This window comes from Aeromonas sp. 130281, from assembly GCF_056642115.1.
On record NZ_JBWVQS010000004.1, the window covers coordinates 358,635 to 379,049 of the forward strand.

19 protein-coding genes are annotated in these 20,415 nt (G+C 59.3%); 11 read left to right on the forward strand and 8 right to left on the reverse strand.

All coding sequences use genetic code 11. From position 1 onward, the window contains the following. The first annotated feature begins 425 nt into the window (after positions 1–425). The 3 genes from zntR (at position 426) to AC1IN8_RS13655 (ending at position 1,742) form a co-directional block, all read left to right on the forward strand. Positions 426–863, forward strand: a complete 438-nt coding sequence (gene zntR / locus AC1IN8_RS13645; RefSeq protein ID WP_139434040.1) for a Zn(2+)-responsive transcriptional regulator — start codon at positions 426–428, stop codon at positions 861–863. Next, the gene (locus AC1IN8_RS13650) at positions 853–1,389 is read left to right on the forward strand and encodes a dihydrofolate reductase family protein (protein ID WP_479759150.1); all 537 of its coding nucleotides are present in this window, start codon (positions 853–855) and stop codon (positions 1,387–1,389) included. The genes zntR and AC1IN8_RS13650 overlap by 11 nt, the downstream gene beginning before the upstream one ends. A 134-nt stretch (positions 1,390–1,523) precedes the next feature. Beyond that, the gene (locus AC1IN8_RS13655) at positions 1,524–1,742 is read left to right on the forward strand and encodes an alternative ribosome-rescue factor A (protein ID WP_479759152.1); all 219 of its coding nucleotides are present in this window, start codon (positions 1,524–1,526) and stop codon (positions 1,740–1,742) included. Between the two features lie 87 nt (positions 1,743–1,829). Here the strand turns inward: AC1IN8_RS13655 and hemW are convergent, their stop codons facing one another. Both hemW and rdgB read right to left on the reverse strand, forming a co-directional pair. Then, complete coding sequence (hemW, locus tag AC1IN8_RS13660; protein ID WP_479759154.1) at positions 1,830–2,975, reverse strand: radical SAM family heme chaperone HemW; 1,146 nt, start codon at positions 2,973–2,975, stop codon at positions 1,830–1,832. A 98-nt stretch (positions 2,976–3,073) separates the two neighbouring features. Next, complete coding sequence (gene rdgB / locus AC1IN8_RS13665) at positions 3,074–3,670, reverse strand: RdgB/HAM1 family non-canonical purine NTP pyrophosphatase (RefSeq protein ID WP_042650100.1); 597 nt, start codon at positions 3,668–3,670, stop codon at positions 3,074–3,076. A 236-nt stretch (positions 3,671–3,906) separates the two neighbouring features. On the opposite strand from rdgB, the gene AC1IN8_RS13670 reads away from it, so the two are divergent. The 3 genes from AC1IN8_RS13670 to AC1IN8_RS13680 all read left to right on the forward strand — a co-directional run bounded on the left by AC1IN8_RS13670 (position 3,907) and on the right by AC1IN8_RS13680 (position 6,823). Next, a complete protein-coding gene (locus AC1IN8_RS13670; RefSeq protein WP_479759157.1) occupies positions 3,907–5,073 on the forward strand; it encodes a multidrug effflux MFS transporter in 1,167 nt (388 codons plus the stop codon). A gap of 157 nt (positions 5,074–5,230) precedes the next feature. Continuing rightward, the gene (locus AC1IN8_RS13675; protein ID WP_479759159.1) at positions 5,231–6,280 is read left to right on the forward strand and encodes an oxidoreductase; all 1,050 of its coding nucleotides are present in this window, start codon (positions 5,231–5,233) and stop codon (positions 6,278–6,280) included. A 309-nt stretch (positions 6,281–6,589) separates the two neighbouring features. Continuing rightward, positions 6,590–6,823, forward strand: coding sequence for a hypothetical protein (locus AC1IN8_RS13680; RefSeq protein WP_025328222.1), 234 nt, complete (start codon positions 6,590–6,592; stop codon positions 6,821–6,823). Positions 6,824–6,904: 81 nt separating this feature from the next. Here the strand turns inward: AC1IN8_RS13680 and AC1IN8_RS13685 are convergent, their stop codons facing one another. Both AC1IN8_RS13685 and AC1IN8_RS13690 read right to left on the reverse strand, forming a co-directional pair. Then, positions 6,905–7,360, reverse strand: a complete 456-nt coding sequence (locus tag AC1IN8_RS13685; protein WP_139434045.1) for an NfeD family protein — start codon at positions 7,358–7,360, stop codon at positions 6,905–6,907. Then, positions 7,357–8,280, reverse strand: a complete 924-nt coding sequence (locus tag AC1IN8_RS13690; RefSeq protein WP_479759161.1) for an SPFH domain-containing protein — start codon at positions 8,278–8,280, stop codon at positions 7,357–7,359. Before AC1IN8_RS13690 ends, AC1IN8_RS13685 begins: the two co-directional genes overlap by 4 nt. Before the next feature lie 198 nt (positions 8,281–8,478). Here AC1IN8_RS13690 and cysG point away from each other — a divergent pair, with 198 nt between their 5' ends. The 5 genes from cysG (at position 8,479) to cysC (ending at position 14,733) form a co-directional block, all read left to right on the forward strand. Beyond that, positions 8,479–9,909, forward strand: coding sequence for a siroheme synthase CysG (gene cysG, locus AC1IN8_RS13695; protein ID WP_479759163.1), 1,431 nt, complete (start codon positions 8,479–8,481; stop codon positions 9,907–9,909). Between the two features lie 104 nt (positions 9,910–10,013). Further along, positions 10,014–10,922, forward strand: coding sequence for a sulfate adenylyltransferase subunit CysD (gene cysD, locus AC1IN8_RS13700; RefSeq protein WP_106885853.1), 909 nt, complete (start codon positions 10,014–10,016; stop codon positions 10,920–10,922). A gap of 11 nt (positions 10,923–10,933) precedes the next feature. Further along, a complete protein-coding gene (gene cysN, locus AC1IN8_RS13705) occupies positions 10,934–12,361 on the forward strand; it encodes a sulfate adenylyltransferase subunit CysN (protein ID WP_454010521.1) in 1,428 nt (475 codons plus the stop codon). Positions 12,362–12,365: 4 nt separating this feature from the next. Then, complete coding sequence (locus AC1IN8_RS13710; protein WP_247625564.1) at positions 12,366–14,090, forward strand: SLC13 family permease; 1,725 nt, start codon at positions 12,366–12,368, stop codon at positions 14,088–14,090. 49 nt (positions 14,091–14,139) lie between these two features. After that, a complete protein-coding gene (cysC, locus tag AC1IN8_RS13715; RefSeq protein WP_479759166.1) occupies positions 14,140–14,733 on the forward strand; it encodes an adenylyl-sulfate kinase in 594 nt (197 codons plus the stop codon). A 180-nt stretch (positions 14,734–14,913) separates the two neighbouring features. On the opposite strand, the gene AC1IN8_RS13720 is transcribed toward cysC, so the two are convergent. The 4 genes from AC1IN8_RS13720 to AC1IN8_RS13735 form a co-directional block, all read right to left on the reverse strand. Continuing rightward, positions 14,914–16,434 carry a caspase family protein gene (locus AC1IN8_RS13720; RefSeq protein ID WP_479759168.1) on the reverse strand — a complete coding sequence of 507 codons (1,521 nt, stop codon included), beginning with the start codon at positions 16,432–16,434 and terminating at the stop codon, positions 14,914–14,916. A 250-nt stretch (positions 16,435–16,684) separates the two neighbouring features. Then, a complete protein-coding gene (locus AC1IN8_RS13725; RefSeq protein ID WP_479759169.1) occupies positions 16,685–17,572 on the reverse strand; it encodes an alpha/beta hydrolase family protein in 888 nt (295 codons plus the stop codon). Positions 17,573–17,743: 171 nt separating this feature from the next. After that, positions 17,744–18,142: a hypothetical protein gene (locus AC1IN8_RS13730; RefSeq protein ID WP_479759171.1), complete on the reverse strand. Its 399-nt coding sequence runs from the start codon at positions 18,140–18,142 to the stop codon at positions 17,744–17,746. Positions 18,143–18,724: 582 nt separating this feature from the next. Further along, positions 18,725–20,353 (reverse strand): methyl-accepting chemotaxis protein, encoded by a 1,629-nt coding sequence (locus AC1IN8_RS13735; RefSeq protein WP_479759174.1) that lies wholly within the window; start codon positions 20,351–20,353, stop codon positions 18,725–18,727. Positions 20,354–20,415 lie beyond the last annotated feature (62 nt).

Consider the following 20,415-nt stretch of genomic DNA (forward strand, 5'->3'; position numbering starts at 1 on the left):
TCCTCAGCATAACGGGGACCGTTCCATGGGAGGCGAGGCTCAACACAGAGAGTCCCCAAATAAATGGAAGTGGGGGATTTCGCAAACCACTCTCGCCCGGCGAGCCGGGGGTTGGCAAAAGCGTTTTAGGAAATGCCCGCTTGACGCGACGCTCTCTTGTGGGCGCGTATTCTACACAAAAAATGTGACCCGTGGTGGATTTTTTAAAGAGACAAAGCCTTGTGCGGTGCGGTGTTAAACGTTTTCTGGTGATTTTTTGTGAAACGTTTGTCTTTTCAGTGTTTTGAGGGCCAAGGGGCGGGATCGCCCGGGTTGTCTACTGCTTTCCTGCCTTTGGCTGGCAATCGCCGGGCAAAGGGGCGATAGTGGAAGCCGGTTTATATTGAGTACCATTTTGGGCGCTATGCCATGTCGGGGAGAGGGTTATGTATCGGATCGGGGAACTGGCCAAGGCGTGCGGGGTGAAGGCGGACACCCTGCGCTTTTACGAGAAGAACGGACTCATCTCGCCGGGGATCCGTAACGAGTCTGGCTACCGCCTCTATGGGGAGCAGGACAGGCGGCGGCTGGAGTTCATCATCCGCGCCAAGTCGGTGGGTTTCTCCCTGGCAGACATAGGGGAGCTGCTCGCCCTCGACACCAACAAGGCGCGGGTGACCTGCCAGGAGGTAAAGGCGGTGGCCGACACCAAGCTTGAACAGGTGGAGCAGAAGATCCTGGAGCTGACCCGCTTTCGGGAGAACCTGAAGGCGCTCTCCGACATCTGCTGCGGTGGCCCCCGCTCGGCGGAGCACTGCGCCATCCTGGAGACCCTGGAGTCCGGCGCCCCCTCCCGTCACGAGCATCACGACCATGAACACTGAGTGCCATCGGCCCCGGGTCTCTGCCTTCCTCGCCCTCTCCCTCGACGGCTTTATCGCGGGGGAGGGCGGGGATCTTGACTGGCTCGCCCCCTATGGCGGCGACTCCCAGGAGGAGACCGGCTACAGCGCCCTGATGGCCAGCGCCGATCTGCTGCTGATGGGGCGCAACAGCTATGAAACCGTGCTCGGCTTCCCCGAGTGGCCCTATGGCGACAAACCTGTGACTGTGCTGACCCACAGGCCCGCCATGTCCCGTGCCCATGTCTCTTTCCGGCAGGGGTCGCTGGCGCAGGTGCTGAGCGAGCTGGGGCAGCAGGGAGCGCGCCACATCTATCTGGACGGTGGCGAGGTCGTGAGGCAGGGCCTGCAGGCCGCTCTGGTGGACGAGCTGACCCTGTTCTGGGTGCCGGTCACCCTGGGGACCGGCGTTTCCCTGTGGACGCAAGCCCTGCCCGGGCGCCTGGTGCCTGTGTCCAGCGCCGTGCTGCCAAGCGGCCTGGTGCGGGTCGTCTATCACCCGGCCTGAGCCTCCCGCCTGAGCCCTTGCAGGCAGACGGCAAGAGGCGCACAATCGGTGCGTTTTTTCGCCGTCCTGAGCTGCCTCCTTGGCCCCTCGTTCGGCAAAGTGCCATCCATTACCATCACAGCAAAGGAGCCAGCATGGCCAAGAAGAAGGTGGCCCTCGCCACCACTGAACCCGTCCACGATCATCAACGCGGCATCATCCATGACAACCACCTCAAGGCACTGGTGACTTCTCCCCTGTTTCAGGCCAGGGTCGAGCCAAGCAAGAAGGGCAAGGGGAGCTACCAGCGCAAGGCCAAGCACGGCAAGCGGTGGGAGCCCGGTCAACAGCAGATGATGCGCGTCTGCTGCTGAGCGGGTTTCTACCGTCAGGCACTGGGAAAAACAAGCGGGGCGCCATTGGCGCCCCGCTTGTTGTTTGTCGAGACAGAGGTGCTTGCCTCATTCGTCCATAAAGAGCTCAAGCAGCACGTTGAGGTAGCGATGGCCGAGGGAGGTCAGCTGCCAATATTCGCCGAGATCCTCGATAAGATCCTTGGTCTGGGCAACAGCGAGCATGGTCTCCACCCGCTCCAGCGGCAGCCCGGTATAGGCCTCGAACTCCGCCTTGGGGGCTGGTTCAAACAATCTGAACCGGTTCATAAAGTATTCCAGGGGCAAATCGTCCGCGCTCACCTGCCATTGGCTGTCCAGATAGGGGCGGCTCGGATCCAGATAACCTTTCGGATGCTTCACCTTGGCGGTGCGCAGGATCTGCTGGTTGGCAAGATCCGTCACCTTGCCGTGGGCGCCGCAGCCGATCCCCAGATAGTCGCCAAAGCGCCAGTAGTTGAGGTTGTGGCGGCACTGATACCCCTCTTTGGCATAGGCCGAGATCTCGTACTGCTGATAACCCTGGGCGGTGAGCATGGCGTGGCCCTGCTCATAGATGTCCCACAGGGTGTCGTCCTCCGGCAGCTTGGGGGGCTTGGAGGCGAACGCCGTGTTCGGCTCGATGGTGAGCTGATACCAGGAGAGGTGCGGCGGTGCGCAGTCGATGGCCTGCTGCAGATCATAGAGGGCATCCTCCAGGCTCTGATCCGGCAGGCCGTGCATCAGATCCAGGTTGAAGGTGGGAAGCGATATGGCATGGGCCAGCTCGGCGGCCTTGCGCGCCTCTTCCGGGCCGTGGATGCGGCCGAGGCGGGTCAATTTTTCCTGCTGGAAGCTCTGCACCCCGATGGAGATGCGGTTGATGCCGGCCCTCTGGAAGCCGGCGAACTTGTCCGCCTCTACCGTGCCCGGGTTGGCCTCCATGGTGATCTCGCAGTCCGGAGTCAGGGCGATGCGGGCACGCACCCCGTCCAGCAGCGCCTGCATGGCCTCCACGGAGAGCAGACTCGGCGTACCACCGCCGATGAAGATGGAGGAGAGCGGACGCCCCTGGGCCCAGTGCAGATCCTGATCCAGATCCTCCAGCAGGGCGGCCACGTACTCGAGGTGGGGCAGCTCCCCCTTCTGGGCATGAGAGTTGAAGTCGCAGTAGGGGCACTTCTGGACGCACCAGGGCACATGGATATAGAGGGAGAGGGGCGGCAGTTGCAGCATGGTGTTTCCAGTATTCAAAAAATCAAAATGGGGGCCGGTCGGGTGGCCCCCATTGTAGATGAAATGCGTGCCGGCGTATCCCGGCGCCCGGTCGGGTCTCAGTGCGCCGCGGCCAGCGCCGCCTTGAGCTTGACCAGGGCCTGGCCGCGATGGCTGAGCTGGTTCTTGAGCTCCGCCGGCATCTGGGCCGAGGTGCAGTCGTGATCTGGCACGAAGAACACGGGATCATAGCCAAAGCCGTGCTGACCACGGGGCTCGTCGATGATCATCCCCTCCCAGCTCGCCTGGCAGATGATGGGGGTGGGATCGTCGGCGTGGCGCATATAGACCAGCACGCACCAGAAACGGGCGCTCTTAAGGTAGTCGGGGGCGCCTTGCAGCTCGGCCAGCAGCTTGTCGATGTTCTCCTTGTCGCTGGCACCGGCGCCGGCAAAGCGGGCGGAGTAGACGCCGGGGCGACCGTGCAGCAGGTCCACTTCCAGGCCTGAGTCGTCGGCCACGGCGGGCAGGCCTGTGATGCGGGCGGCGTGGCGTGCCTTGATGATGGCATTCTCGACGAAGGTGGTGCCGGTCTCGTCGGCATCGGAGACCGCAAACTCGCTCTGTGGGATCACCTGGATCTTCATATCGGCCAGCATGGCGGCCAATTCCTTCACCTTTTTCTGGTTCCCTGTTGCCAGGACAAGCTTGTTCATCACGCACCTCCGCAAAAATAATCTGCGCATTCTATGCGGGGCAGGGGTTTAGTAAAAGCGCCAATTGCCTGCAATCCGGCACCGGATGTGGGTCGCCGCAGCAGTGCAGAGGAGTGGATAAAATACATGTTTCCAGGGAGGAATAACCGAAGTGATTAAATACCATTTCAATTCATTACTCTGAGTCAGTAGACTCGCGCACCAATCGATTTTCCCCCTAGGGCTTGAGGTGACTGATGCCATTGATTCTTCTGCTTGTACTCCTGGTGCTGTTCAGCCCGCTGGCCATCGACATCTATCTGCCCGCCATCCCGCAGATGGCCGAGCAGCTGGGGGCCGAAGTGACCCTGATGCAGGGCACCATCACCTGGTTCCTGTTCAGCATGGGGCTGGGTCAGCTGCTGGTGGGGCCGCTCGCCGATCGCTACGGGCGCAAGCCCATCGCCCTTGGCGGCGTGCTGCTCTATGGTCTGAGCGCCCTGGCCGCCGGCTTTGCCGCGAGCCTCGGCGAGCTGATGCTGGCGCGGGTGCTGCAAGGCTTCGGTGCCTGTGCCACCTCGGTCGCCGCCTTCTCCGTGGTGCGGGACAGCTATGGCCCCAAGAAGAGCGGTCAGATGATCTCCTACCTGAACGGCGCCATCTGCTTCATTCCGGCGCTGGCGCCCCTGCTCGGTGGCTGGCTCACCGCCAAGGCGGGCTGGTCGGCCAACTTCTGGTTTATGGCCGGATATGCCGTTGTGGTCGGTAGCTGGCTGCTGTGGCGCATGCCGGAGACCCGCCCGGAGGAGACCAGCAGCAGCGGCCCGCTCATCAGCTGGTCCCGCTACAGCCCTGTGCTGCGCTCGCCGAGCTTCCTGTTCAACGCAGCGCTCTGCATGCTGGCGATGGCGGTGATCCTGGCCTATGTCACGGCGGCGCCGGTACAGCTGATGGTGAAGCTGGGTCTGGACATGAGCGGGTTCAGCTACTGGTTCACCGCCAACGCGGCGCTCAACATCCTGGCCTGCTTCCTGGCACCGCGCTTCATCGCCAGGGTGGGACCGAGACGCACCCTGCGCATCGGCCTGCTGGTGCTGCTGCTGTCGGCCATCCTGCTGACGCTGACCATGCACCTGGCTCATCCGCTGGCGATGATGGGGCCGGTATTCCTCTCCAGCATCGGCTTCGCCATGATACTGGGCGCTGCCGCCGGCATGGCGCTGGCACCCTTTGGTCACTGCGCCGGGACCGCCGCCGCCCTGCTCGGCCTGTTCCAGATGAGCGGCTCCGGCGCCCTGGTGGGGATCACCGGTTGGTTGATGCCGGATCCCCTGAGCCAGCTGGCCCTGCACATGTGGCTGCTGCTGCCCCCCTTGCTGATGTTGATGACGCGGCAGGGTCGTCGCCTCTGCCTGCAGTCTTGATGCGCGGGGCAGAGCCCCGACGTCGATGGATAACGTCGCTTGCACAGGCATTAAATCCTGTGCTCTGATGAACGAAACGGGGGCTTAAGGCCCCCTTCTTTTTTGGGCGCAGCGTCGCCAGGTGCCTATCATATTGGACAGTTCAGCGGAGAATCCCATGAGTCAGACAATCAACGCCGCCCTGGTGGGTTACGGCTTTGCAGGACAGACCTTCCACGCCCCCTTCCTGACCAGCACCCCGGGGCTTGCCCTGCGCCGGGTGGTGAGCCGTGATGCCGCCAAGGTGCAGGCCGAGCTGCCGGGCTGCCGGGTCGGCACCCTGGACGAGGTGCTGGCCGACAGCACGGTCGATCTGGTGGTGATAGCGACCCCGAACGATACCCATGCCCCCATCGCCCGTCAGGCTCTGCTGGCGGGCAAGCACGTGGTGATCGACAAGCCGTTCGCGCTGGATCTGGCCGAAGCCGAGGCGCTCGTCGAGCTGGCCGAGAAGCAGCAGCGGCTGCTCAGCATCTTCCACAACCGGCGCTGGGACGGAGACTTCCTCACGGTACGCCGCCTGCTGGCGGAAGGAGCGCTGGGCAAGATCGCTCAGTTTGAATCTCATTTTGATCGTTACCGCCCCGAGGTGCGTCAGCGCTGGCGCGAGGCGGGCGGCCCGGGTTCCGGGCTCTGGTTCGATCTCGGTCCCCACATCCTGGATCAGGCGTTGCAGCTGTTCGGTCAGCCTGACTGGATCCAGGCGGACTTGGCCGCCCAGCGCCCCGGCGCCCTGAGCGATGACTACTTCCACGTGGTGCTGGGTTACGGCGAGATGCGGGTCATTCTGCACGGCAGTTGCCTGGTCTCTGCCACCATGCCGCGTTTCGTCATCCACGGCAGCGAAGGATCCTTCATCAAGTTCGGCATGGATGTGCAGGAGGAGCAGCTCAAGCTCGGCCTGCGCCCGCCTGCGGCGAACTGGGGCCAGGATCCCGAACCCGGTCAGCTCAGCCGCATGGTGGAGGGGCAATCCTCGGTGCAGGCGGTGAGCGGGGAGGCCGGTGATTACGGCGCCTACTACCGCGGTGTCTGCGCCGCCATCAGGGGGGAGGCCGGCAACCCTGTGCCCGCGGTGGAGGCCCTGGCGGTGATGGCACTGCTGGATCTGGCCAGAGAGAGCGACAGCCAGGGGCGGCGGCTGATTTGTCAGAAGCTGTCTGACTGAAGGCACGTTCACGATACCGATGACGGCTGCCGAAATGGCAATCATTGACTGACAATCGTTCTCTTGTTGGTGTTTAATCGTGCGGTTTAGCGTCAATAAAGGCGTATTGTATTAACATTTGTCGTTGCAGTAGTTCTTTTTATCCAGCCAACGAGAAAATATCATTGTGATACGCGTTTTCATTGGTCGCATATGGGGATATATTTCGCGCGCCTCCCGACTCCCGGTGGCTCGCTGTTTTACCGGGGGCGAAGACGCACAGTGATGGTTTTTGACACCATCTCTCCATCTTTTTTTGAGGGTATGCACATGAACAAAGTACTGGTAGCCGGTATCCTGGGTCTGATGTTGACCGCCTGTGGTCAGAAAGAAGAAGCCGCCGCTCCGGCCGCTACTCCGGCCGCCGACGTTGCTGCAACTGTTAGCGAAGCTGCCTCTACCGTAGAGAAGGCCGCTTCCGAAGCCTCTGCTACCGTCGAGAAGGCTGCTGCTGACGTAGCCACCAAGGCAGAAGCTGCTGTGAGCGATGCCAAGGCCAACTAAGCCTGCACCTCATAAAAAAACGGGCCCGGCGGTAACGCCGGGCCCGTTTTTTTATGGCTACTGCGGGAAACGGCTCCCCGCTCAGGGCAGCGGCTCCACCAGCAGGATATGGGAATCATATCCCGTCACCCGGACTCTGCTGCCCGCCGCCAGCGGCTGGTTGCAGCGCACCGTCCAGACGGTGTCATCCAGGTGCACCCGGCTCATCCCCTGGCTCACCTCATCGAGCAGGGTCAGCTCCCGTCCCAGATAGCTCTGCATCCGCTCGTTGATGGGGGCGGCCGCATCCCGGCTCGAGCGGTCGCGCTTGTGCTGCCAGCGCCACCAGGCCCAGGTGGTCACCAGGGACTGCGCCGCGAACAGCAGCAGCTGTGCCTGCCAGCCGAAGGGCCAGATCAGCAGCAAGATCCCCACCTCCAGGGCAGCGATGCCGGTCCAGAGCAGGAAGCCCACCGATCCCAGCACCTCGATGGCCAGCAGCACGAAGCCGAGCCCCAGCCAGTGCCAGTGGGTCAGCCCCTCGAACAGGGCTGTCATGACTTGCCGACCTTGCCATCTTTGTTGAACAGCTCGGCCATGCCGGCCACCGAACCTATCAGGCTGCCCGCCTCCAGCGGCATCATGATGATCTTGCTGTTGGGTCCTTCACCGATGCGGGCCAGGGCCTCGGTGTATTTCTGAGCCACGAAGTAGTTGATGGCCTGCAGATCTCCTTCCGCAATTGCCTGAGAAACCATATGGGTCGCCTTGGCTTCCGCCTCGGCGGCACGCTCCCGCGCCTCGGCGGCGAGGAAGGCGGCCTGGCGTTCCCCCTCGGCTTTGAGGATCTGGGACTGCTTCTCCCCTTCCGCTTTCAGGATCTTGGACTGGCGCACCCCTTCGGCCTCCAGCACCTCGGCCCGCTTCTGGCGCTCGGCCTTCATCTGGGCGTTCATCGCCTCCACCAGGGCGAGCGGCGGGCGCACATCCTTGATCTCGATCCGGGTCACCTTGATGCCCCAGGGGGCGGTGGCGGCATCCATGGTACGCAGCAGCTTCTCGTTGATGGTGTCGCGCTGGGAGAGCATCTCGTCCAGCTCCATGGCGCCGAGCACTGTCCGCATATTGGTCATCGTCAGATTTCTGATGGCGCTGGTGAGATCGTTGACCTCATAGGCCCCTTTGCGGGCATCCACCACCTGCACGAAGCTGATGGCGTCTATGGTGACGTTGGCGTTGTCCCGGGAGATCACCTCCTGGGCCGGGATGTCCAGCACCTGCTCCATCATGATGATCTTGTGGCCGACCCTGTCCACATAGGGGATCAGCAGGTTGAGGCCCGGGGTCAGGGTACGGGTGTAGCGGCCGAAGCGCTCCACGGTCCAGTTGAAACCCTGTGGCACTATCTTGATGCCCGCGCTCAGGGTGGCCAGCACCAGGAACACGAAGATCCCCAGCACAATCAATGACTCATTCATGGTAAAGCTCCTTATGAAACACTTTCACTAGCCTAGAGTCTGGTGCGAACCACCACAAGGACATTCGCTCCCCTTTGCCACGGCACGGCTTTACTAATTACTAAAACGCATTAAAGAGCATTTTTTATTATTTTGAGGGATAAGGACTCCTGCCTATAGTCGCCCAAGATGTCGTCGTATGCCGAGGAGTGGGCCCTGATGGATTATTTACCTATGTTTGCCAGGTTGGAAGGCCGCCCGGTATTGCTGGTGGGCGGGGGCGAGGTTGCCCTGCGCAAGGCGCGCCTGCTGCTGGCGGCAGGTGCCCGGCTGACCCTGGTCTCTCCCGAGCTCGAGCCCGACTTCCATGAGTTTGCCGGTCGCTTCACCCATGTGGCGGCTCGCTTCGAGCCGGCCCATCTGGCCGGCCAGACCTTGGTGGTGGCGGCGACCGACAGCCTCGAGGTCAACGCCCTGGTCTACCAGAGCGCCAATCAGCTCGGGCTTTTTGTGAATGTGGTGGATGACCCCGAGCGCTCCAGCTTTATCTTCCCCTCCATCATCGATCGCAGCCCCATCATGGTGGCCGTCTCCAGCGGCGGCAAGGCCCCCGTGCTGGTGCGCCTGTTGCGCGAGCGGCTCGAGAGCCTGCTGCCCCGCCATCTGGGCGGACTGGCGGAGCTCTCCGGCCGGGTGCGCAGCCGGGCCAAGCGGGTGCTGGCCTCCCTCTCCGATCGCCGCCGCTTCTGGGAGCGCGCCTTCGCCTCCAACACCCTGGCCGGTCTGATCGAGAAAGCCGATTGGCAAGGTGCCGAGCAGTGGCTGAACGAGGGCCTCGACAAGGCCCAGACCGAAATGGGGGAAGTGGTGCTGGTAGGGGCGGGCCCAGGGGACCCTGGCCTCTTGACCCTCAAGGCGCTGCAACAAATTCAGCAAGCCGAAGTGGTGCTCTATGACCAGCTGGTCTCCCCGGAGATCCTGGATCTGGTGCGCCGGGACGCCACCCTGGTGTCGGTCGGCAAGAAGGCCGGTGCCCACAGCGTGCCCCAGGAAGAGACCAATCGCCTGCTGGTGGAATACGCCAGGGCGGGCAACCGGGTGGTGCGGCTCAAGGGGGGGGATCCCTTCATGTTCGGCCGTGGCGGCGAGGAGCTGGAAGTGCTGGCAGAGGAGGGGATCCCCTTCTCCGTGGTGCCCGGCATCACGGCCGCCGCCGGTGCCACCGCCTATGCGGGCATTCCGCTCACTCACCGCGACCATGCCCAGAGCGCCGTCTTCATCACGGGCCACTGCCAGAAGGAGGGCAAGGAGCCCGACTGGCAGCAGCTCGCAGCCACCAATCAGACCCTGGTCATCTACATGGGGCTGATGCGCTCCGAGCACATCCAGCTGCAGCTGGTGGAGCATGGCCGAAGCGCCGCCACCCCCATCGCCATCATAGAGCGGGGCACCACGGCGCGGCAGCGGGTGCTGACCGGCACCCTGGACGAGCTGGCGGAACTGGCCCAGCAGGCGGTGAGCCCGTCCCTCATCGTCATCGGCGAGGTGGTGGCCTTGCGCAAGCAGCTCGCCTGGTTTGGCGAGCAGGGTGGCGAGCGGGCCGAGACAGAGGCGAGCCGCCACGAACTCAAGCTGGTGAGCCTGGCCTGAAGGGCGAGACCCGAATCGATTTGATGGTGCGGCCAAGGCGGCACCGAACTGAACCAGAACCGCGTCCCGAGCAGGCGCGATAGCAATGAACCGAGGACCCAGACATGGACCGTGAAAGACTTACCCACTTGCAGCAGCTGGAAGCCGAGAGCATCCATATCATCCGCGAGGTGGCTGCCGAATTTGAAAACCCGGTGATGATGTACTCCATCGGCAAGGACTCCTCCGTCATGCTGCACCTGGCCCGCAAGGCCTTCTATCCGGGCAAGATCCCCTTCCCCCTGCTCCACGTGGACACCAACTGGAAGTTCAAGGAGATGATCAAGTTCCGGGACGAGACCGCCAAAAAATACGGGCTGGACCTCATCGTCCACAAGAACCCGGATGGTCTCGCCATGGACATCAACCCCTTCGTGCACGGCAGCGGCAAGCACACCGACATCATGAAGACCGAGGGGCTCAAGCAGGCGCTCAACAAATACGGCTTCGATGCGGCCTTCGGCGGCGCCCGCCGCGACGAGGAGAAGTCCCGTGCCAAGGAGCGGGTCTACTCCTTCCGTGACAAGTCCCACCGCTGGGATCCGAAGAACCAGAGACCCGAGCTGTGGCGCGTCTACAACAGCCAGGTCAACAAGGGGGAGAGCATCCGGGTGTTCCCGCTCTCCAACTGGACCGAGCTGGACATCTGGCAATACATCTATCTCGAGAATATCGACATAGTGCCGCTCTACTTTGCCGCCCATCGCCCGGTCGTTGAGCGCAATGGCATCAAGATCATGGTGGATGATGAGCGCATGCCCATAGGCCCGGAAGACGAGGTGAAGCAGGAGCTGGTGCGCTTCCGCACCCTCGGCTGCTACCCGCTGACCGGGGCCATCGAATCCAATGCCACCACCTTGCCCGAGATCATCGAAGAGATGCTGCTCACCACCTCGAGCGAGCGGCAAGGGCGGCTCATCGACCACGATCAGGCCGGCTCCATGGAGCAGAAGAAGCGTCAGGGATATTTCTAAGGAATCGCATCATGAACAACCACATTCAGACCGCCATCAGCGAACAGGGCATTGAAGCCTACCTGCACGCCCAGCAGCACAAGAGCCTGCTGCGCTTTCTCACCTGCGGCAGCGTGGACGACGGCAAGAGCACCCTCATCGGCCGCCTGCTGCACGACTCCCAGCAGATCTATGAAGATCAGTTGAAGGCGCTGGAGTCCGACAGCCAGAAACTCGGCACCACCGGCGAGAAGCTGGACCTGGCACTGCTGGTGGACGGCCTGCAGGCGGAGCGCGAGCAGGGCATCACCATAGACGTGGCCTACCGCTATTTCTCTACCGCCAAGCGCAAGTTCATCATCTCGGACACTCCGGGCCACGAGCAGTACACCCGCAACATGGCCACCGGCGCCTCCACCTGCGATCTGGCCATCATATTGATCGACGCCCGCAAGGGGGTGCTGGATCAGACCCGTCGCCACAGCTTTATCGCGAGCCTGCTTGGCATCAAGCAGTTCGTGGTGGCGGTCAACAAGATGGACCTGGTGGAGTTCAGCCAGGAGGTGTTCGATCGCATCAGTGCCGAATACCGCGAGTTCGCCAGGAAGCTCAGCGTCGACACCATCCACATAGTGCCGGTCTCGGCCCTGGACGGTGACAACGTGGTGAACCAGAGCGACAAGCTGGCCTGGTACGAGGGCGAGACCCTGCTCTCCCTGCTGGAAAGCGCCGAAGTGGAGCGCGAGCTGGAGCGTCACCCGGTGCGCCTGCCGGTGCAGTACGTGAACCGCCCCAACCTCGATTTTCGCGGCTTCGCGGGGACCTTGGCCTCTGGCATCCTGCGGGTTGGCGACAAGCTGGCAGTGCTGCCCTCCGGCAAGGAGAGTACCGTGACCCGTATCGTCACCTTCGACGGGGATCTGGAATACGCCTTGCCGGGCCAGGCCATCACGGTCACCTTCGCGGACGAGATCGACATCAGTCGCGGCGACCTGCTGGTGGATGCGGCGAAGAAGCCCCAGGTGACCCAGAACGTGCTGGCTCACATCGTCTGGATGGGGGAGGAGTCCCTGCAACCGGGCCGGGTCTATGACGTCAAGCTGGCCACCAAGAAGAGCCGCGGCCAGGTGGAGGCCATCCGCCACCGCATCGAGATCAACAAGCTGGACGAGCTGGACGCCTCCGAGCTCAAGCTCAACGAGATCGGCCTGTGCGAATTCAGCCTGACCGACCCGGTGGCGTTCGACCCCTACAAGGAGATCCGCGACACCGGCAGCTTCATCCTGATCGACCGGCTGACCAACGTCACCGTGGGCGCGGGCATGATAGTGGAAGGCTTGGCCGCGAAAGTGGCTAAAGGGCAATACAGCGAGTTCGAAGTGGAGCTCAACGCCCTGGTGCGCAAGCACTTCCCCCACTGGCAGGCGCTGACCATCAGCAACGATTCCGGCAAGGAGTAAGCCCATGACCTGGCAACAATCCCTGGTGCTGGGTCTGCTGGCTGCCCTCGTCGCCCTGCTGATCCAGGGCAAACTCCGGCCGGCGCTGCTCTTCTCGGGCGCCGTGCTCATCACCTATCTGAGCGGCCTGGCGGACATCAACGCCGTGGTGGCGGGTTACACCAACAGCGCCCTGCTGACCCTGGTGTTGCTGCTGCTGGTGTCGCTCGCGGTGGAGAAGACCCGGGTCATGAGCTGGTTCGCCAACCTGGTGGGCACCGGCTCCTTCAACAAGGTGCTGGTCAAGGTGTGGTTCTCCACCGCCTTCCTGTCGGCCTTCGTCAACAACACCGCCGTGGTGGCTTCCATGCTGGGGGCGGTCAAGCGCAACCCCAACCATGCGCCCTCCCGGCTGCTGCTGCCCATGTGCTTCGCGGCCACCTTTGGCGGCGTGCTGACCCTGATCGGCACCTCCACCAACCTCATCGTCAACAGCTTCCTCATCAAGATGGGGGCGCCGCCGCTCGGCATGTTCGACTTCTTTATGGTGGGGGCAGGGACATTGCTGACCGGCCTGGTCGCCGTGCTGCTGTTTGCCCGCCACCTGCCGGAGCAGGACACCGAGATGAGCCGGGAATCCGGCTACTTTCTCGAGGCCAAGGTGGGCCCCGGTTCCCCCATGGCCGGGCGCAGCGTCAAGGAGAACGGCCTGCGCAGCCTGAAGAGCCTCTATCTTGCCGAGATCATCCGGGGCAACCAGGTGATCTGCCCGGTGCAGCCGGAGCACGAGCTGCACGAAGGGGACATGCTGCTGTTTTGCGGCGACGTGGAGAGCGTCGGCGTGTTGCAGGAGCTCAAGGGGCTGGATCTCTACGGTCAGCACCGCCTCAACGGCCAGCATCTGGTGGAGGTGATCGTCAGCCACAGCTCGCGGCTGGTGGGGCAGACAATCAAGGATGCGGAGTTTCGCACCCACTTCGATGCGGTGGTGCTGGCGGTGCGCCGGGGCGAGACCCAGCTCACCGGCGGCCTCGGCCAGATTGAACTGCACGCGGGGGACACCCTGCTGCTGGCCCCCGGCCCCAAGTTTGCGGGCAACAAGTCACTCTCCCGGGAGTTCGTGGTGGTGAGCGGGCTGGAAGCCTCCACCCGGCTCGATGGCAAGCGCAGCGCCGCCGTGGTGCTGGGCTTTCTCGGGGTGCTGGCGTTGTCGGTGTTCGATCTGGTGCCGCTGTTCAAGGGGTTGCTGCTGATGCTGGTGGCGCTGCTGCTGACCCGCATCCTGACCCTGGACGAGATCCGTCGCCGCTTTCCGCTGGACATCTGGCTGGTGGTGGGCGGGGCGCTGGCCATCGCCGATCAGCTGGAGAAGAGCGGGCTGGCCAGGTTGATTGCCGACTGGCTGATGGGGGAGTTCAACGGCTCCAGCCCCATCATCGCTTTTATCGGCATCTACCTGTTCACCCTGGTGCTGACCGAGCTGATGAGCAACAACGCCGCCGCGGCCCTGGCCTTCCCCATGGGCTACCAGCTGGCGCTCAGCATGGACGTCTCCACCATGCCGTTCATCCTGGCGGTGCTGTTCGGGGCAAGTTCCAGCTTTATACTGCCCTACGGCTACCAGACCAACCTCATGGTCTATGCGGCGGGCAACTACAAGATGCCGGATTACCTCAAGCTGGCGGTGCCTGTCTCCCTGGCCTACAGCCTCGGGGTGATCGTCATGGTGCCCCTGCTGTTTCCGTTTTAAGGCACAACCCTCTTCGTTTTGGGGCCCTGATGCCTCGCAAGGAGTTTGAATGAGCAATATCGTGTGGCATGCCCATGCCGTCGACAAAGAGAGCCGGGCTGAACAGAAGGGGCAGAAGCCCCTGGTGATCTGGTTCACCGGGCTCTCCGGGGCGGGCAAGTCCACCCTGGCGGGGGCACTGGAGCAGGCGCTGGCGTCGCAAGGCAAGCACACCTATCTGCTGGATGGGGACAACGTGCGCCATGGCCTGTGCGGCGATCTCGGCTTCGATGACGCCGCCCGCCAGGAGAATATCCGCCGGGTCGGCGAGGTGGCGAAACTCATGGTGGATGCAGGGCTTATCGTGCTCACCGCCTTTATCTCGCCGTTCCGTGCCGAGCGGCAACTGGTGCGCAATCTCTTGGGGCCTGACGAGTTTGTCGAAGTCTTTGTCGATGCGCCCCTCGCCGTCTGTGAAGAGCGCGACCCCAAGGGGCTCTACAAGAAGGCGCGGGCGGGGGAAATTCGCAACTTTACCGGCATCGACTCCGCCTACGAGGCACCGGAGCAGCCGGAAATACACCTGCTAAATGCCGGCAAGCCGGTGGAAGCCTTGGTGGATGAGCTGCTGACCGCACTGCGGCAGCGGGGGTTAATCGATTAAGGTCGGTTGTTGGTATCGAGCGTAAATAAACAAGGGGGCGTTTGCCCCCTTGTTGTCAGTGGTTAATGGCTTAATGGAACGTGTTATATGATGTTAAATAAGTGTATTTTCATCAGCCTAACGTCCGCTCTATGGCAAATTTGGAGCGCAGCGGAAGATTTTTCCGACAACAGCACCTTGTTAAAGTTTGATTCCCAGTTTTGTAGAAATATCTTCTGAAATGAATACGGACATTGTTGATATCAATTCATTAACGTATCCCTTAATCTCCTCTTCTTTTTTTAAGAAAACCTCTTTCGTTTTCCAGTTAAGGCACTTGGGGTTTTGAATAGCATCCCAGCTCAAATAGGGCAAAGCTTCCCACGCGACAAAAAACACAAGGCTTTTACGTGAGAATATTAACGCAATCGTTAATGCATAGTTCTCAATAGAAGAGTATTTAGGATGAAAGAGCACCTGTAAACCTCGAAATGGAGACTCAGCAGTATATTTAAATCCATCAACGTATTTGCGTGTTTTCTCGATTTTTTCTAATTTATATTCATTTTCATCATCAAGTCCAAGCGACCTTCTAATAGAATATAAACTTCCTAGCATATCGGTCGCTCTACTAGGCTTCTTAGGGATCTTTTTATACTCTTCCTCATAATACGTCTCAGTATCGTATGTTGGCTCTGAAAAATAATTTGCATCTGAGTTTTTGTTAAGCCACCTACCAATTTCAATTCTGTTTTCTATGGTGTTAGCATGGTCAATACTGCATACTTCAATTTCAAACATACTGAGGATTTGGTCTGGCCAGCTTGACTGGCTCAGTAATTCTCTAATAATGTTAATGTTTTTGATTGCCTCTTCTTTAGAGCAAAAGACTTCTTGGCTATTTATTTGAATTTGCTTTATGAACTGATCTTCCTTTTCTGCATCACTTACTTCTTCTTTTTTGTTTTCGGTTACATCTAAGGTCTCGTCCTGAATGTTCAGACTTTCTTTGACATGTCTTTTGAAATCGGAATCTAGTTCGCCAAACACCTCTGTATTGTCGGCTTGCACCACAAATGTAGGTTTAGGGTATCCACTTTGTGACATGTCATCTGCCACATAGGCCATTATGTCCCTATAACGAATAGCTCCGTCTAAATCAGCTATCGACTTGCAAAAACTAAAAGTAAAGAAACTATACAAGTCATTGGCTAAAGAGGTTTCATCTGAGCTAGAAGAGTGGAAAAAGTATAGATTGTTAAGGTTGTTTTCTTTGGCAGATTTCTCAAGTGTGGGCTTAATATCATCATCAGATTTTATGTAAGTAGAGCCTGAATAGCACGCATCGATTATTTTAACTGTCAAATTTGGATTTAAATTTCTGATTAATCCGTCTAGCTCGGAGTTTCTTAATGCGGTTACCTCCTTTCTTTTTTCATTAAAATCTGAAAAGACATAGAAAAAATCGTCATCATACCGAGCACCATGTCCTGTATAGTAAAACACGAGTTCTTCAACAGGCGTATCTTTGTGGTTGTTTACAAACTCAGTGATTTTTTGCTTTGCTTCAAATGCTTTGACGTTTCCAGCCAAGAAACACGTATTATCAAATTTTTCTAGATTCTGGAAAATTTGATTAACTAGATTCGCATCGTTTTGACATGCCTTGAGGGGGGTGTAATTTTGGTATTCACTAACCCCAAATACTATTGCTAATTTCACTTCGTTGACCTCTGTTTTCTAAAAATCTCGTATGTTGGGTTAAAATCGTAGGTTGGCGCTGAACGTATTGAAGCCTAACGTTTACCTCGAATGTATCTGAAAATTTGTGTTACCGCTCGACAAATCCATATTTGTCCCACTCAGGTTGACGTGATAATTCTCATCTTTTGGGCTTCGCTCTGCACCAACCTACAACCACCACGTGGCCGCCCCTGAGTTTCAGTCTTCAGCCTGCTCAGCCCCGCTTCAATCAGTTGCCGTTGGATTTATTGGCTGGATTGCCTAGTTTCGACCTTAACCAAAAATTTATATCGCTGACGACCTCTTTGCGCTGGCTTTTCCCGTCGCTGTCTTTCAATCCATGATCGAGTGCTTCGTAACGCCGATACTCGATGTTGCTTTTCCCTAGTTCTTTAAGGCGCTGCATCATTTCATCTGTTTTCTGTGGTGATACCGACGTGTCCCTCCCTCCCTGAATTATCAGCAAAGGGGATTTTACGTCTTGCAGGGTATCAAGCTGATCGATGGAGAGCATCTGCTGCCACCAATGATAACCGTGTCCGCTGACTTCAAGCTCAAATGGTTTGCTGCTCCGCACATGCTCGGCAAACCCTTTTAAACCGTCGATCTCTTTTCTCGCCTCTTCGGGGTTTTTATGCTTTGCAGCGATACTGTGTGAGACGTCATCGATAAACCGGCGGCCACCGCCATTAAAGGCAACGGTGGCATCGATATAGTCAACATCTGCGCTCACCAGGTCGGCGATAACGGCCCCTTCACTGCCACCCAAGAGGATAAATCTCTTGTATTGACCGTCTTTTCGAACGGAATCGAGCACAACCTTGATATCCGCAACCCGCTGCGCAGGGTTGTCCTTTTCAAGGTACTGAGCAGGACAATCCTTGCGTGCCGGGTCGGGACTGTATTTTAATTTACGAGTGATGCCGTATTTTTCGATTAACAACAGGTCAGCTTCTGGCCAAACATTTTTATACTCGGTGAGTATGGACGCTATTTTCAAGACACTATTGCAATCAGAGCCTTGCAGGATCAACAGCAGTGTATCTGTGTCATGGGCATGTTGGACAAGATAATAAGAGATAAACGAACCATCATCCCTGCTAACTATGCGAGTCATGATCTCCTGAGGGTTCACCGAACTCGTCAAAAAAAGAAAACCAAAAAATATTAATCGAACGTTCATGTTGAATATGATGGTTGTGGTTTTTTAATGATTGATACTAAGACAAATGTGGCAATCACATGCTATCAATATTATCGGTTTTTCTATGTGGGGATATTTAATTGTCTAAATTTCATAGTCTAAATATTGCTTATTTCTTAGCGCCAATTGATAGGCGTGATCTCGCATTAAAAACATCATCAAATCAAGATCCTTAAGTTGAGAGAGTTTGATAGGGTGGGCTTCCCATCGAGGTGGGGGGTGACCGGCATCGTTACAATGAACAAGATATATTCGTTGTTTGCTCCGATACAGGGCAAAAAAATTCATGTCACATTGCTTAGCTATAGATAAAAAAGGTTCAAAAGAAAGTTCATACAAATTCATTTCATCATATTCAGTTGATCTTATATAACGAGACATCTCGTAATATGTATCAGGTAAGTTCGCGTCTTGGCTTATTGAATCAAATAACTTGATAACTTCTTGAATATGAGAAAGCTTGATTATTGGTTTTCTTTTCAAACATTTACCCCTTTGGTCGTGATCTTCCCAACATTCAGGCAAAGCTACCGCCCCTGAATTTCAGCCTCCAGTTTGCTGCGCTTTCCCTGCGATATGGCTCTGGTCTGGTTCATGGCTGACTCCGACAAGAGGGGTCTGATGGTCATGTTACCGAACGGAGCCGGTTAGGGAAGGGGGAACGGGCGTTTTCTCGCGCAAGATCAAGAAATTGAGGGGGCAGCGGGGGCCTGCGGCAGGTTGGATAAGAGGGAGCTCAAGGCGCGACGCTTTCCCGCTCAACGCTCAACGCTCAACGCTCAACGCTCAACGCCCAAGGTTCACGATTCACGGCGTATGAGTGGGGAAGTGAGCGTGACCATTGCCCTGCTGAGGGCCATGTGGCGCAGCCGAGATGGTCGGCGTGGCAAGGAGGAGTAGGCGGGGATGATAGGCCCGCTTGCCCGGGCGCTGAACCGAATGTGCAAGCCGGTCAGACTCGTATTTCCCACCAGAGATAATTGGGCCCGCTACCGGTGACGACAGGGGCCCATGTTTTTTTTGTATTAGCGCACGGTCTTTGGGTCTGGTTTGCTCCGTGAAGGCTCAGCGGGCCAGCAGGGGTTGGCCGCTGGTCAGGGTCGCACTGGTTGGCTGGGCGGCGGGATGCTGCTGGAACTGGCGCACCAGCCGCTCCAGCTCGCCGAGTTGGCGCACCAGCTGAATGATGCCCTGCACGGCGTGGCGGCTGCCCTGGCTGGAGTCGTCGGCCAGGGTCTTGATGCTGAGCACGCTGCGGTCGATGTCGGCGGTGACCTGGGACTGCTCCTGCACCGCCTGGGCTATCTGGCTGCTGCCGGAGGCCACCTGCAGCAGGCGATCGCTTATCTGTTGCAGCACGTCCCCGGTGGCGGCGGCCTTGAGTCGGCAGATGGCGGAGCGCTGCTCTCCCTTCTCCATCGCCTGTTCCGCATCCCCGGCGCTGCCCTGCAGCAGGGTGATCATCTTCTGGATCTCGCCGGTGGAGGATTGGGTCTTGATGGCCAGGGTGCGGATCTCGTCCGCCACCACCGAGAAGCCGCGACCCGCCTCGCCAGCCCGGGCGGCCTCGATGGCGGCGTTGAGGGCCAGCAGGTTGGTCTGGTTGGCGATGTTGTTGATGACGTCCAGGATGCCGTCGATGGCCCGGCACTGGGTGGCGAGGGTGGTGATCACCCCCTTGGAGGCGATCAGCTCGCTGTGCATACCCCCCACCTCGACCAGTGTCTCCTGCACGCTGCGGTTGCCCTCCCTGAACAGATCGGCGGTCTCGTCCAGTCGATCGGAGGCGGCGGTCGAGCTGTGGGAGACCTCGCGGATGGACTCCGCCATCTGGGTGATGGCGGTCGCCACCTGGTTGGTCTGGGCCTGCTGTTGCTGCAGGTTGTCGGTGATGGTCTCGGCGTTGTGCAGATCCGTCTGGGCAGATGTCAGGATCTGCTGGCAGGTCTGCTGGGTGCGGGCCAGCACCGCATTGAACTCGGCCTGGTTCATCTGCATGGCGAGCTCGACGGCGGCCAGGCGATCGACCCGGCCGGTGTAGAGCAGCTGCATCAATGGGTTGTCGAAGCGGTCGCGGGCCAGGGTATCCAGCCGCGCGAGGCGGCGAGAGAGGGTCTGGTTGATGGCGAGCGCCAGCATCAGGGAGAGGGCGCCGAGGAGAAGGGGCCAGTCAGTGCCGTGCTGATAGCCCAGAGCCACCAGGGCCGCCAGGCAAGGCAGCAGGCAGAGAGTGAGCGCAAGCGTGTGGGAGAAGGGGAGAAGGCGCAGGGCCCGCGGGGTCTTGCCGCTGCGTATCCCCTCATAGACTCGCTCCGCCCGCTGCTTGACTGCGTCATCTGGCGCCGTGCGCACCGACTGGTACTCCACCACCTTGCCGCTCGCATCCTGGATGGGGGTCACGAAGGCGCTGACCCAGTAGTGATCTCCGTTCTTGCAGCGGTTCTTGACCGGGCCCATCCAGCTCTTGCCTTCCCGCAGATGGCGCCACATGTCGGCGAAGGCCTGGGGCGGCATGTCGGGGTGGCGGACCAGATTGTGGGGCGCTCCCTGCAGCTCCTCCAGAGTGAAGCCGGCGATCTGGCAGAACTCGTCGTTGGCATAGGTGATGCGGCTCTCCAGATCCGTGGTGGAGATGAGGTTCTGGTGCACTGGATAGAGGCGCTCACGCTGGGTAACGGGTTGATTGACTCTCATGGCGGCTTCCGACTGTGGCTAGATGATGAGTCCCATTGCAAGCCGTGCACCAGAGTGTCAGA